Source organism: Clostridium sp. SHJSY1, assembly GCF_031626875.1.
Taxonomy (GTDB): domain Bacteria; phylum Bacillota; class Clostridia; order Clostridiales; family Clostridiaceae; genus Clostridium.
Genome location: NZ_JANDMF010000018.1, coordinates 49,051 through 64,506, shown reverse-complemented (window position 1 = coordinate 64,506; position 15,456 = coordinate 49,051). Strand labels below are relative to the sequence as shown.

General features: G+C 31.3%; 12 protein-coding genes. 2 read left to right on the top strand and 10 right to left on the bottom strand.

Translation table 11 applies throughout. From position 1 onward, the window contains the following. The 10 genes from NNC19_RS10095 to NNC19_RS10050 form a co-directional block, all read right to left on the bottom strand. Positions 1-1,254 (bottom strand): FAD-dependent oxidoreductase, encoded by a 1,254-nt coding sequence (locus tag NNC19_RS10095; RefSeq protein ID WP_310938519.1) that lies wholly within the window; start codon positions 1,252-1,254, stop codon positions 1-3. 15 nt (positions 1,255-1,269) lie between these two features. Next, complete coding sequence (locus tag NNC19_RS10090; protein ID WP_310938518.1) at positions 1,270-2,697, bottom strand: NAD(P)/FAD-dependent oxidoreductase; 1,428 nt, start codon at positions 2,695-2,697, stop codon at positions 1,270-1,272. 156 nt (positions 2,698-2,853) lie between these two features. Then, a complete protein-coding gene (gene glpK, locus NNC19_RS10085; protein WP_310938517.1) occupies positions 2,854-4,353 on the bottom strand; it encodes a glycerol kinase GlpK in 1,500 nt (499 codons plus the stop codon). A 53-nt stretch (positions 4,354-4,406) separates the two neighbouring features. Continuing rightward, positions 4,407-4,964: a glycerol-3-phosphate responsive antiterminator gene (locus NNC19_RS10080; RefSeq protein ID WP_310938516.1), complete on the bottom strand. Its 558-nt coding sequence runs from the start codon at positions 4,962-4,964 to the stop codon at positions 4,407-4,409. Positions 4,965-5,058: 94 nt separating this feature from the next. After that, positions 5,059-5,763: an MIP/aquaporin family protein gene (locus NNC19_RS10075; protein ID WP_310938515.1), complete on the bottom strand. Its 705-nt coding sequence runs from the start codon at positions 5,761-5,763 to the stop codon at positions 5,059-5,061. Positions 5,764-6,306: 543 nt separating this feature from the next. Beyond that, positions 6,307-7,719, bottom strand: coding sequence for a hypothetical protein (locus NNC19_RS10070; RefSeq protein ID WP_310938514.1), 1,413 nt, complete (start codon positions 7,717-7,719; stop codon positions 6,307-6,309). A 69-nt stretch (positions 7,720-7,788) separates the two neighbouring features. Further along, the gene (locus NNC19_RS10065) at positions 7,789-9,729 is read right to left on the bottom strand and encodes a hypothetical protein (RefSeq protein WP_310938513.1); all 1,941 of its coding nucleotides are present in this window, start codon (positions 9,727-9,729) and stop codon (positions 7,789-7,791) included. Positions 9,730-9,902: 173 nt separating this feature from the next. Then, positions 9,903-10,667: an SDR family oxidoreductase gene (locus NNC19_RS10060; protein WP_310938512.1), complete on the bottom strand. Its 765-nt coding sequence runs from the start codon at positions 10,665-10,667 to the stop codon at positions 9,903-9,905. A gap of 32 nt (positions 10,668-10,699) precedes the next feature. Further along, a complete protein-coding gene (locus tag NNC19_RS10055; protein WP_310938511.1) occupies positions 10,700-12,712 on the bottom strand; it encodes an FAD-dependent oxidoreductase in 2,013 nt (670 codons plus the stop codon). A gap of 61 nt (positions 12,713-12,773) precedes the next feature. Then, on the bottom strand, positions 12,774-14,072 hold the full coding sequence (locus NNC19_RS10050; protein WP_310938510.1) for an MFS transporter: 1,299 nt from the start codon (positions 14,070-14,072) through the stop codon (positions 12,774-12,776). A gap of 344 nt (positions 14,073-14,416) precedes the next feature. Between NNC19_RS10050 and NNC19_RS10045 the strand changes: the two genes are divergently transcribed. After that, entirely contained in the window at positions 14,417-14,578 is a 162-nt protein-coding gene (locus NNC19_RS10045; protein ID WP_310938509.1) for a LysR family transcriptional regulator, read from the top strand. Positions 14,579-14,582: 4 nt separating this feature from the next. Next, on the top strand, positions 14,583-15,320 hold the full coding sequence (locus NNC19_RS10040; protein WP_310938546.1) for a LysR family transcriptional regulator substrate-binding protein: 738 nt from the start codon (positions 14,583-14,585) through the stop codon (positions 15,318-15,320). The last annotated feature ends 136 nt before the right edge of the window (positions 15,321-15,456 follow it).

Genomic DNA, 15,456 nt, shown 5'->3' with positions numbered 1-15,456 from the left:
CTACTCACCATCCTCTAATGATATTGTTATATCTTCTTTAACTTTTTCTAATAACACTTTACTTAAAACCACTTTTTCCATTTCTGATGGTGCCAAATGAGCTCTTTTAAATTTAGCTATAATCTCGTCTCCGCTTCTAACTACTAGTGCTTTGTTGTGATATATGTTATTTACTCTCATAAACACAGTTAACTTATCTTTAACATCATCTATATTTAATCTTTGTGGAACTGTATAATTAACATTATTACCATTAATTATATTTACATATTTATCTTTCTTTAGTTCATTTCTTATATATCTAGCTGCTGAAATACCTGTACGTTTTGATTCCTCTGTTACAAAGTCAACTAAGTCATGAACATGAACTACATTACCACAAGCAAATATTCCGTCTACAGATGTTTCCATACTTTCTGTAACTTTTAAACCATTTGTCCTTCTATCAGATTCAATTCCTGCATTAACAGACAATTCATTTTCTGGTATCAATCCAACTGATAATAATAAGGTATCTGCATCAAATGTTATTTCTGTTCCTTTAATAGGCCTTCTGTTTTCATCTACTTTTGATATTACTACTTTTTCAACTCTTTCTTTACCTATAATATCTACAACTGTATGGGATAGATATAATGGAATATCATAATCATTTAAGCATTGTACTATATTTCTATTTAATCCATTTGAATATGGACATAATTCTACTACAGCTTTAACTTTTGCTCCTTCAAGAGTCATTCTTCTTGCCATTATAAGACCAATATCACCAGATCCTAAAATAACAACTTCCTTTCCAGGCATATATCCTTCAACATTAATATATCTTTGAGCTGCACCTGCACTAAATACCCCTGCTGGTCTATCCCCTGGTATATTTATTGCACCTCTTGTCCTTTCTCTGCATCCCATTGAAAGGATTATAGCCTTGGCTTCAAGTTCCATATATCCTTCTTCTGAATTTATTGCATAAACTTTTTTATCCTTTGTTATTTCTAATACCATAGTATCAAGTTTCACTTCTATATCAGTTTCTTTTACCATTTCAATAAATCTACTTGCATATTCTGGACCTGTAAGTTCCTCTTTGAAAGTATGTAACCCAAAGCCATTATGAATACATTGATTTAGTATTCCACCTAATTCTTTATCTCTTTCTATAATTAATATCTTTTTTATTCCATTATTATATGCTTCATAAGCTGCTGCAAGGCCTGCTGGTCCTCCACCTACTACGATTAATTCATAACTCATAACTTTGTCCCCCTTCTACTTAGTTTTCCCTACTAATATATAAGATTTATCTTTTTCCAACATAACACTTTCTAATGGAACACCGTATTCTCTTGCTATTATCTCTTGAACTTTTGGTCCACAGAATCCACCTTGACATCTTCCCATTCCTGGTCTACATCTTCTTTTTACTCCATCTAATGATATGGCTCCAAAGCTTCTTTTTATTGCATCAACTATTTCTCCTTCTGTTATACTTTCACATCTGCAAACTATTCTTCCATACTCAGGATTTTCTTTTATAAGATTAGCCTTATCCTTTGGTTCTAATTCCATAAAATGAATTTGATCTCTTTTTGCTATGAAATCTTCTTTTTTCTCTAAGCTACATCCTGCTTTTTCTAATATACTAACTACATCTAGTGCTATAGCTGGAGCTGAAGATAACCCTGGTGATTTCATTCCTGCAACATCTACAAAACCTTTTACTTCATCATTTTCTTCTACTATAAAATCACCTGTATCTGGATTAGCTCTAAGTCCTGCAAAATTTCTTATTCCTTCTCTAAAATTAACTTTTGTTGTAGTTCTCATAGCAGATTCTCTTATTTCTTCTAATCCTTCTGCAATTGTACCTAAATCTTCTTTATCTTCTATATCTCTTGCATCAGGTCCTACTAATAAATTTCCATGAACAGTTGGTGTTACCAATACTCCCTTTCCAAACTTAGATGGACATTGGAATAATGTATGACTAACTAAACTTCCTTGGCTTTTATCCATTACATAATATTCACCACTTCTTGGAATTATCTTAAAGCTTTCTTTGCAAATTAAATTGTGTATCTTATCAGCATAAACTCCAGCAGCATTTATAACAAATTTAGCTTCTACTATCTCTCCATCCTTAGTTGAAATCTTAAAGAAATCATCTTTCTCTATTGAAACAACTTCTTTTCTTAATTTAATCTCTCCACCATTTTCAACTGCATTTTCTGCTAAAGCTATAGTATATTCAAATGGTCCAACTATACCACCAGTTGGGGCATATAATGCTCCTTTTATGTCTTCATTAAGGTTTGGTTCTAATTCTAAAGTTTCATCCATTGTTAAAACTTTTAAATTTTTAACTCCTACTTTTGTTCCATTCTCATAAAGCCCTCTTATTGTATCCATATCCTCTTCATTAAAAGCTAAAATTAATGATCCATTTCTCTTAAAAGGAACACTTAACTCTTTGCATAAATCTTCAAACATTTCATTTCCTTTTACATTGTACTTTGCCATTAAAGTACCTTCTTTAGGATCATATCCTGCATGCACTATTGCCGAATTTGCTTTACTTGTTCCTAGTGAAACATCATTTTCTTTTTCTAACACAACTACCTTTAAGTTATATTTGGTTAATTCTCTAAATATGGAACATCCTACGACACCTGCTCCAATTATTGCTACATCATACATATTAAACCCTCCTTAATCACGTAAAAAAAGCCAAGCTAAAAACAAGGTGAATAATCACCAAAGTTTTTATGCTTGACTCTAAATTCTCTCAGCATTTTATTATTTACTTTATAATTATATTATAGCCTGTATAGGTATACATGTCCAGCTTTTATTTTAATCTTCTTCCCATTCTTGTGCTCTCTTAACCGCTTTCTTCCATCCCTTGTATAATTTATTCTTTTTATCTTCATCTAAATTAGGAGTATAAGTCTCACTTACAGCCCACTTTTCTGCAATCTCTTCTTTAGATTTCCAGAAGCCTACAGCAAGTCCAGCTAAATATGCTGCACCAAGAGCTGTTGTTTCTGTTATTATAGGTCTTACAACCTCTGCACCTGTAATATCGGCTTGGAATTGCATTAATAAATTATTTCTACAAGCTCCACCATCAACTTTAAGACTTGTAAGTTTACATCCTGAATCTTCTTGCATTGCGTCCATTAAATCCCTTGATTGATACGCAATAGATTCAAGAGCAGCTCTAATAATATGATTTCTATTGGCTCCTCTTGTTAATCCCATAATGGCTCCTCTTGCATACATATCCCAATATGGAGCTCCAAGACCAGTAAATGCTGGAACAACATATACTCCTCCATTATCTTTAACCTTCTTAGCAAAATATTCTGTATCTGCAGCATCACTAACTAATTTAAGCTCGTCTCTAATCCATTGAATAACAGCACCACCAACAAATACTGATCCTTCTAAAGCATATTGTACTTTGTTATCAATTCCTATTGCAATGGTAGTAACTAAACCATTTTTGCTTTGAATCATCTTTTCTCCTGTATTCATAAGGAGGAAACAACCTGTTCCATAAGTATTTTTAACACTACCTTCCTCAAAACAAGTTTGCCCAAACAAAGCACATTGCTGATCTCCAGCCATACCTGCTATAGGCACTCTAACTCCTCCAGTGCCACCAAGATTTGTATATCCATAAACTTCTGATGAATTTTTAACCTCTGGTAACATGGATTTTGGAATGTTAAGTTTCTCTAAAATCCTTTCATCCCATTTTAATTCTTTTATATTATAAAGCATTGTTCTTGATGCATTTGTGAAATCGGTTACATGCACTTTGCCATTTGTAAGTTTCCATACTAACCAAGTATCAACTGTACCAAACAATAGCTCTCCATTTTCTGCTCTTTCACGTGCACCTTCAACATTATCTAAAATCCATTTTATCTTAGTTGCTGAAAAATATGCATCTAATAATAATCCTGTATTTTCTTTTACATATTCCTGAAATTCTTTATCTTCTTTAAGATCTTCTATTATAGCTGCTGTTCTTCTACATTGCCAAACAATTGCATTGTATACTGGTTCTCCTGTTTTTTTGTCCCATACTATCGTTGTTTCTCTTTGGTTTGTAATTCCTATAGCTGCTACCTCATCTTGAGTTATATTAGTTTTTGCCATTACTTCTTGCAAAACTCCATATTGGCTTGCCCATATTTCTAAAGGATTATGTTCAACCCATCCTTGATTGGGATATATTTGAGTAAATTCTTTTTGGCTTACACCAAATATATTTTGATCTTTATCAAAAATTATCGCCCTCGAACTAGTAGTTCCTTGATCTAAAGCTATAATGTATTTTTTCATATAATGCACTCCTCTGTTATCTAATATTTCTCTAAAATTTAATTTTCTATATACTACATGTCCCAAATTTCTTTTTTAGTTGTAGACACACATGTAGCTCCTGAACTTAAAGCCTCCATAACCTCTTCTTTAGTTTCAATTAACCCTCCTGCGACTACAGGTTTATTAGAATACTTTGCAATAATATCGATTACCTTTGGGATTATTCCTGGTAAAATCTCCACTGCATCACATTCAGAAATCAAATGATTCTTAACATTATTTAATGAAAGTGTATCAAAGATAAAGAACCTTTGAACTGCCAATAAATTATATTTCTTAGCTGCCTTAACTACTTGTGGCTTTGTACTAATTATGCCACTAAATTTAGTTTCTTCTTTAATATACCTTATAACAACTTCTTTATTTGTAAATCCTTCAACTAAATCGATATGAATTATTCCTATTTTACTATTGGATGTTATGATATTGCTTATTTCTTTAATGTTCATTACATCTCCATATAAAACAAATATGATTTCAGCGTCTGAATTTACAGCTTTATCTAATTGTTCTTCATTTTTTACTGCTGCTATAATTGGATTTTCTTCTAATAATTCTTTTATATTCATGTTTACTCCTGTGTAATTGTTTTCTTTTTATTCTAAGTATTACACACTAATTTTATAGTGTCAAATCATGGGATAATAATTTAAAAGAATTACTTTAGAAAAATAATGTATAAACTAAAGCACCTAAAATACCACCAATTATTGGCCCAACTACAGGAATCCATGAATAATCCCAATCCGAATCACCTTTATTAGGTATTGGTAAAACTGCATGTGCAATTCTTGGTGCTAAATCTCTAGCTGGATTAATCGCATAACCTGTTGTTCCTCCTAAACTTAATCCAATTCCCCAAATCAATAAACCTACAAATAGTGTTCCAATTCCATTAGTTAAATTTTGTGCTCCTATTCCTAAAATTCCAAAAACTAATACAAATGTACCTATAACTTCACAAATAAAGTTTACAGTTTTATTTCTTATTGCTGGACCTGTACAAAATATTCCTAGCTTGTCCTCTTTGCTATCACTACATTTAAAATGATCATAATTATGAACAAATACTAAAATAGCTCCTAAAAATCCACCTATAAATTGTCCTGCTAAGTATATTGGAACCTGACTCCATGCTACTTTTCCTATTACAGCAAAAGCAATTGTTAATGCCGGATTAAAATGTGCTCCACTGTAGCTTCCAAAAATCAAAGCTGGAACTGCTACTGCAATAGCCCATCCAGTTGTAATTACAATCCATCCTGAGCCATATCCCTTTGATTTCTTTAAGACAACGTTTGCAACAACACCATCTCCTAATAGAATAAGTAATAATGTACCTATAAGTTCTGCTAAAAAAATTGTCATAGCACCATCTCCCTTCTATTTTACGATACCTCTTCACTATTATATTCATTACCTAGAATTATTTTATATGCACCTACTCTCGTAAATTAATCTTCTTTTTAATATTACTATTAAATAACACAATATATATTTATGATTTAAACAATAATTTTAGTAAAACTAACTTTATTAAGAATTAGTTAATTTTCTTCATAATTATAGCCACATAAAACACACTTTACTTTAAACAACTTATTTCTAATGTCGCTTAAAATAGAAGTTTTAAATTACTTAGTCTCATTTAACTAAGTAATTTCTGTTTTATGTGGCTGAATTCTCTAATTTCTCTATAGCCTACATTTATATTTTTTTCTCTGAAAACACCTTAATGTAATTGTTTTCTCTACGTTTTCAGTATCACATATTTATTTCCAAGTGTCAACAATAGATATTTTTTTAACGAACATGAAATTTAAAATTTGTTCTTTATTTAATTCATAGCTAAAATTATATCTTCTGGATTCCATTAACTGATACTTATCATTTTTTATATTAACCTATTTTCTAGTTAACATTTAAAATTCCACCACTTGCAAGTGTATAACTACCACTTAATGTACAATCTGAACCTGCCTTAGCTGTAATTGTAACACCTGTAGGAGCATCTATTTTTGATATATCAGAACTAACAAGTGTAACATTAGAATCTGCTGTTGCTGTCCATTTACTATTTGCATCAATATTGATAGAAGCATCCTTTATTTTACCTTTTAAAGTTGTCCCAACAAGATTAATTGACATGGTTCTTTCAGTATCTTCATGGAGTATATCGCCTTCAAGTCTCATGTTTTTTAACATTGTATTTATTCCATAAACTTTTTCACCAGTTGGAACTTTAGTTCTATTTTCATCAGAATTTATTATTGATTTAATTAGAACTCCATTTTTACATACAATATTTGAACCATCAATAGTAATATCTGCATTATGACTTTTTACTAAAATAGTAGAATCATCTGTTTCTATATTTCCACCATTGACATTTAAAGTAGATTTATCTGAAGTACTTCCCATTACACAATGCAACATAGCGAAATTTGTTTTACAAATAACACTTGTGTTATTAAAAGTAGCATCATTAGTTCCTGCCATAATTAATGCCATAGCTGCACTATCAAATTTGCAATTATTGAAAGCATCATGACATCCATTATCTGCATAAGCTCCATATCCACTTGTAATTGTTTTAACCCTACAGTTATTTGCTTCAAGGTAAACATATCCATTTGCAGAATCAGTTGAAAGTGCTCCCCAACCATCTGCTATAATATTTGAATTGTAGTAATAACTTTTAGAATTATTCATAGTTAGACAGGTACGTGCAGTTCCAGTTACAGCTAAACCAGTTGGAGGGGTCATCATTCCTGGTCCAATTTTTGCCACATAATCACTTGGTAATGCCCCACCATTGGCCATAAGTGTAGAATCATATACCTTTATTGTGCTATTATCAGTAGCAGCTGTTGCACTTCTTATGCAACCATTTGTAATTATTTGCGAATTACTTAAAGTTAATGTGCCACCATCATTAACCATAGCTCCTGCTCCAACTCCTGAAAAATCATCACTTCCATTTCCTGAAAGTAAAATTTTAGAGTTTTCTAATAAATAATTAGAATTACTTCCTGTTACATAAAGCCCATTTAAGCTTTCTACATCAGATAAGATTTTTATTTTTTTTGCTGCACTCCCTGTAACATCACTTCCTGATACTGCTGATGTAATAGAGTTGTCCAAAGTATATTTTCCATCTTTTATATATACAGCAGCAGAAGTAATTGGGGTAATACTTGCTGCTGGTGGCCCTCCTGCTGGAATTTCTGCAGCTGCTACCATGACTTTAGAAGATATTGTAGTCAACATATAAACACTAATGGCACAAGCGATAAATCCTTTTAATCTCTTTCTATTATTCATATTTCACCTCTATAAATTTTTTCGTTAATATTATTTTGAATTTTCTATCAATCACACTAAAAATCTAATTTATTCAGCAGTTTTATCAATTGTAATAACTATATTCCCTTTATAAGTACCAGCTTTAATTTCAGTTTCATTTCCATCAATTTTCATAGTAACTTTATATCCATTAGGAGTAGTAATTTTAGAATCATTATCAATAGTTAAACTTGTCAAACATGACTTACCAGTAACAGTCCAATTGGAACCATTAGTTAATGATACTATTACACCATTATTAACAGCACTGCTAACAGCATTAGTAACCTCTCCTAATTCCTCATAATCCTCAGATGTTATAGTATCTTTTGCATGTTTAGAATTAGATGCAGAAATCACACCATTTATTTTAGTTTTATCAAAATTAAGAGAAAGATTTTTTGCTAAGTTTTTCTTATTCCCCATAAAATCCGTAGCAGTTCCACCACGTGTAGAATTATAAAAATCACCTTTTAAAATTGTATTTGAAAAATTAGCTATAGTATCTGTATCTTTTGTAACTATAGTAGTATCATGACTTTCATCTAAAGTAGCATCTCCAGTTGGTTCTTTATAGACACCTGTATTATACATTACACCATCACTCATAACTGCACCCGGATCATCATTATCCATTAATTGAAGGATAACTCCACTTGCTGATTTTACATGAGCACCTTTTGAACCATCCATATTAATATTTGCAGCAGCTCCCTTAATTAAAAAAGAAGTTTCTCCAGTTTCAAAGACTGTACCATCCTTAATATTAACTGTACCATTGCCATGCCACATAACACCAAATCTATTGGATTTTACAGTGGTTTGTGTCTCTTGCAAAGATTTCAACTCACCAGAAGTAAGACCAAGACTTAAATCTGAGTTTAATGTATTTAATTTTTCTGATGTGCTAGCTCCAAAATTTCCAGTACCACCTGTAACTATTAATCCATAATCAGGTACATTAATTTTACAGCCATAAAAACTATCTATAGAATCACCTATTGCATAAGCTCCATATCCACTTTTACCTGTAACAGCAATTTTACTATTAATAGCAGTAAGCTTTACATTTTTACAAGCATCTACTGAAAGAGCTCCCCATCCTTCAGCAGACACTGAAGAATTAATATACGTAGCTTTAGTATTTTCTCCTAATACATTAGTAGCTCTGCAATTTCCTGAAATTCCAAGCATCCAAGGGGCTGATTTCATTAATCCCGGTTGTACATTTGCCTTATAATCAGATGGAAGAACTCCATCTTTAGCACTGATATTTGAATTTTTAACTATCATATTGCTGCCAGCATCAGCTACAACAGCTGTACGAATTGCACCATGAGTGTCTATATTGGTATTGTTTACTACTACTGTTGTATTTTTACCTGTAGACATAATACCTGCACCATAACCAGCAAAATCATTACCCCCATTACCAATTAAACTAAGTCTAGAATCATTGATACTATAAGTCCCACCTGGCACATATATAGCGTTAAATTTTTCTTCTTCTGATTTGATATTAATATTATCTGCAGAAGTGTTTGTTACATTTCCACCAACAACTTCTGCTTTAACAGATTTATCTGATACAATACCTGTAGAATCTACATATAATGCTTGTTTGAAATAATGTGTAAGACTTGGAGAATACTTAACTACATTTTGCTTTGTTACTGATAGAACAATATCTCCTCTATATGTGCCTTTTTCAATTGCCTTTCCAACTCCATTAACTGATAATGTTACATCATATCTTTCTGGTGCAGCAATTGATGAACCTTCACCAATAATTAATTTTTGTAGTTTTGTAGTTTTGTCAATAGTCCAAGTAGTGTTTGCTTCAACTGTTTTAGAATTTTCTGTAACTGATAAAGTATCAGTAATAGATAATGTACTAGATGGTATTGTTGTAGCAAAAGTTAAACAAGATGTACTGCTCATTATAGAAGCAATAGCTACACAAGAAATAATAATTCTTTTCTTTTTCATTACTTTTCCTCCTCATTATTTTTTTATTATATTAATTTAGGGACATGAAAATAAATAACAAGTCCAAATTTGCCATGAATATTTTTCATCAGGCAATCTGCTGACACAGGATGATGGAAAATAGTCTGGCGGATTGACTTGTTATTTTTTTGATTGTCCATTAATGTAATAGACTAAAATCCTAAAGCATAGCCTCCTCCATCAATAACAAGTATGTGCCCTGTTATCATTGCAGCAGCATCACTTGCAAGGAAACATACGCCACACGCAATGTCACTAGGTTCTGATAATTTTTTTAACGGAATATTATCTGTAAGGCTACTCATATCTTTTGATATTGCATTTTTCATTTCTTCAGTTTTAACACCACCTGGAGCTACTGCATTTACACGAATTTGATGCTTCCCCCATTCTACCGCAGCTTGTTTAGTTATTTGTACCACTGCTCCTTTACTTGCACTATAATGAGCAGAGCATAAAGGTTCTTGCATTCCCCTTAATCCAGCTATTGATGCAAAATTAATAATTGAACCTGAACTTTGTGGAATCATAGATTGGTTTACAACTGCTTGCATCATAAAAAAACTTCCTTTTGCATTTATGTTCAATGCATCATCCCATTCTTTTTCAGTAACTTTTGTTCCAAGATTAGAACTTAATATTCCAGCCGCTTGTACTAAAATATCTATTTCTCCTAATTCTTCTCTAATCTTTGTGACTAAGGAAGGAATATTTGATGCTTTTGATATATCTAGCTTGTACCCTTTTATGACTCCTTTTGATTCTAATTTTCTTATAGCTATATCTATATTTTCTTGAACAATATCTACTATTGCTACTTTAGCACCACTTTCAATCATTTTTTCAGCACAGGAATACCCTATTCCTCTTGCTCCACCTGTTATTACTACTGTTTTCCCATCAAATCTAATATCCATCAATACTCCTCCATACCTATTTTATTTTTAATCTAGATTCTCATTGCAGTTGAAAATGCACTTCTCATAGCTTGTTGTATTGTTGCAGGTTTTTTGCAATCTCCAATCATGTAAAATTCATCAGAAATACCTGCAAATTTTAATGCTTCATCTGTAAGTGATTTCATCCCTGCTGATACAACTACACTATCACACAGAATAGAAAATTCTATTCCATTTTCATCTTTATATACAACTTCCCCATCTTTAACTTCAGTTACAGTTGCATTCACAACAGATTTAAAGTTTGGAAGTGCTTCCCATGCAGCCTTAAACATTTCACTATAATGAATTTTAGTTGAATCTGCTGCTAATCTATCTCTCATTTCCAACACAGTAACATTATGTCCTTTCTCACAAAGATGCATTGCTGATTCCACTCCAACTTCACCGCCACCAATAACAACTACATTTTTTCCTAATATATCTGAATCCATAAAAGCTTTCTCTGGAAAGAACACATTATCTCTATCAATGCCAGGAATTGATGGTTTTACTGAAACTGCCCCAAGTGCAGTAATAATAACATCATAATTTTCTCTTTCTATCATCTCTGGTGTTGCCTTAGTGTTAATTTTTACTGCAATTTCATTTTTTTCAACTTGACTTATCAAAAAATCTTTAAAATGACGTAAAGGCCATTTAAATGATACATAATCTGAATGTTTAATTGCTCCTCCAAGTTTATCTCCAGCTTCATATATTACTACCTCATGACCTCTTTCTTTTAGATATAATGCACACCTCATACCTCCTGGTCCACCACCTATAATAGCTACTTTCTTTTTCCTCTTAACAGGCTCAATCATACGTTGAATTTTATGTTCTAATCCAATAATAGGATTTACAGAACAAACTGAAACAAATGGGTCTTTCTCTCCACGACCATGACATTTATTACAACGTAAACATGGCACTACATCATCTCCACGCCCTTCTTTTACAAGTTCAAAATAATTAGGATTAGAAATCCAAGCTCTTGCCATACTAATTAAATCTGCTTTACCCTCTGCTATAACTTTTTCACATGTATCTACATAATGGTATCCTCCAATAGTTCCAACCACTAAACCTTCTACCCTTTTCTTTACATATTCTGAATAATGTAAAAATGGTGTTTCTTCCAAGTTAAATCCAGTTGGATGTGCAGGATCAACAGAACTTGCACGAAGTTGTACAATATCTATGTATTCTTTTGCTTTATTTAAAAAAGTAACTGTATCATCTAATGTATATCCTCCTGGTAAATCTTCTGCTGACCATTCAATTTCAATTAAGAAGTTATTTCCAACTTTATTACGTACACGTTCTAATACCATAAGAGGAAACCTCATTCTATTTTCTAAACTACCACCAAATTTATCAGTTCTTTTGTTTGTATGTGGTGACATAAATCTGGATGGAAGATTTCCACCATAACAATAATGAATACTAACCATCTCATAACCAAGCATTTGAAGAATCCACGCTTGCTCTGCATAAGAATCACAAATTTTATCCAATGTTTTCTCGTCATACTCTACAGGCTCACCATGCGCAAAAATTTTTTCAATTTCAAACTCTTCCATTGGTGGTGCTGAAACCTTCCCATTCCCATAATCATATTCTACATTTTCATCTACCTTTTTCTTCTTTATAAGTGGATAAAAAGATGGTGGGCCAACAAATATAGCCATACATGCAATAGAATCATAATAATGTATGGAATCTGCTAATTGCATCAAATAATTCTGTGAGTTACAATCATACAAATCATAATCTGGAAAATGTCCAAAATCCATATCCATAGGAAACTGCTTTCCAATAGTAAAATTATTGATTCCCATACATGTGGTAATAGCTGCTCCTTTCGCTTTGTTTTCATAATGTGCTATAACTGAATCAGCTGGGTATGTTTCTGGCCCCTGTAAAAAATGTGGTAATGAATTTGAAGCTTCCATTCTATTTTTTAATACAAAATTTCTAATTTTTAATGGTGACATAAGATTTTTATATTTTTTACTCATTTAATTTCCTCCCTACGCTCTAATTATTTAATTAACTTATTCAAAAACTATTTTTATGTATCTAAAAAGTTATACTTGATTCTATATTGATTCTTTCTTGTCTTTGCCTTGAAAATAAAGCTATTATTACTCCAAGAGCACATATTGTAGTTATTAATGCAAATGACAGTTTATAATTTCCAGTAACATGAAGAGCAAAGGATCCTACCATCACTCCTGCTGAACCTGCAAAATTACCTGCACATGTCCAAATTGCTGATACTTTTCCCATTACATTAGGAGTGAATACTTTTACAGAAAAGCATTGATTTCCAACTGATACAAAAGGACTAAAAACACCAGCAACCATTAACCATATTGTAAGAATACTTTTTGAACTATAAACTGATGATGATAATATTCCATTTATTAAAATGATGTTTGAAATAAAGCCAATTAATATTATTGGCATGGCCTTCCCCTTAAAAGCTTTATCTATCAAAAATCCTGAAAAAAACATGCCAAACATCATTCCTACCCAAGTTAATGCTGATAATGACCCTGCTGTTTCTGCTCCATATCCAACTCCCACTGGTGCATCTACAGCCAAATAGGTTGGACTAAAATCATTAAATGTTTGGGTTGTCCAATTAGCTAATATCATAATAAAAAGCCCTATCCAAAATGCTGGATATCTGAATACTTTTCTAAAATCAAATTTCACTTCCTTTTTGATATTTTTTTTACTTTCCATTGTTGGAGGAAGATGTTTTCCTGCTCCTAGGATAATAATGGTTACTAAAATAGTAATTATAAAAAAAACTAACGAATAATAAAGCATACCATTCTGCCAATTGCTAGCACTTAATATAAGTTTTGATCCAATTACTCCTGAAAGTACTGGTCCTAATATGCAGAATGCATTAAGTCCAAAAGCTAAGCCATGTTCCTTATCTGGAAACCAGTATGCAACTATAGGTTGAATAGCAATTAGTGCTGGTGCAACTCCAACTGCTTCAATCATTCTTATAATTACAACTGCAGTATAACTGTATCCAAATATAGAAAAAGCCGAGTTTGCTAGTAAAATTAATACTAATCCACCTAATATTACAGTGTTTATCCCTATCTTATCTGCTAGTAAACCTGCTACCATGACACCTATTGCTGTTGAAAATAAATTCATTCCCATAAATCCAAATGAAGCAGTTCCTAAACTAATTCCTAAATCTTCTGCAATTGTTCCCATAACTGGTGCAAATGACATAGTTGCAATTTGTGCACAGAACATAGCCAAAACTGCAGCTGCTAGCATAAACCATCTATATTGGGAGTATTCAAAACATTTAGCTGATTCTGGCGTTAATTTTTTTTCACTCATAAATTCATCTCCTTCATATATTTACTATCCTTTCTTGTATAACGCTTCTAGCAGTTTCCTTAAATAACTTTTTGAAATTCATTTATATACTTATATGTTAATATTATGTAAATTTATCGTATCACACTAATTTTCTGACGTAAAATATCCATTTATCATCATTCTATAACTATATGGTTATATCTCCTCTTGTTATTTTATAATGCAATTCATTTACACCTATATTTCATAATGTTATAATATTTACATAATAAGATTATATTTTCCATAAAATCAAATCTTTCCACAAAAGATATCAAAATAAGCTATTGATACAGCAATTAAATCACTTAGGAGGATTAATTATGAATACTCTTCAAATCGAATATTTTTTAACACTTGCGAATTATAAAAGTTTTACAGCCACTGCAAATGCACTTTTTGTTTCCCAGCCAGCTATTAGCAAGCAAATTGCATCATTGGAAAAAGAAATTGGATTCACCCTTTTTTTTTCGCTCAAATCGTAATGTAGTGCTTACCCCTGCTGGAATAATTTTTTATAAAACTTTCAATGAATTTAATAATTTATATAAGGAAGCTATAAAAAAATCACAAAATATTTATGATAATAGGTGTAAGAAACTCCGTTTAGGATGTGTAGAAGGAATGGACCTTAGTAATGTATTAAATAAAATATTTATGTCTTTCAATAAACAATTTCCTAATGTTGAATATTATATAGAACGCCATACTCCATCAAATTTGATAAAAGCAATATACAATGATGAGTTAGATGCTATTATTACACTTGATTCTTTTTTAGAAAAGAGTACTAATCTTTGCTCAAGTATTTTTCTTAATACAAAACATTTACTTTATGTGAATTCAAATAATCCTATTTTTTCTAAAGAATCCTTTGATTTTAAAGATTTAAATGATGAAACTTTTATTGTTTTATCTTCTGATGTTTTCCCAAAAGCTAAAGATATTTTTTTCTTATGGTGTAAAGAAAATAATTTATCACCAAAAAAAATAAAATATGTTCCTAATGTAGAATCTCAAATGCTTTCTGTTGAATTAGGACTAGGTATTACAATTGCAGATTCACTTTTTCGATTATACAATAACTCCACTATTCGAAGTATCAAGCTTAACACATCACATAATAGCTACATAGTATGGAATAAAAATAATACAAATTTGCTTGTACCTTCTTTTTCAAAGTTGGCTTCCCAAATTAACAAATCCATTTTTCAATCTAATTACTAAAATTGAATGTCTACATATTGTGTAATAAAATAGAAGCCAAATAATTATTCTATTTAGCTTCCTCTTATAACTAAGTAATTCTTTAAGTTCAATGAATTTTAACATATTGATGCTTTAAACTTTTCTAGACTAGATT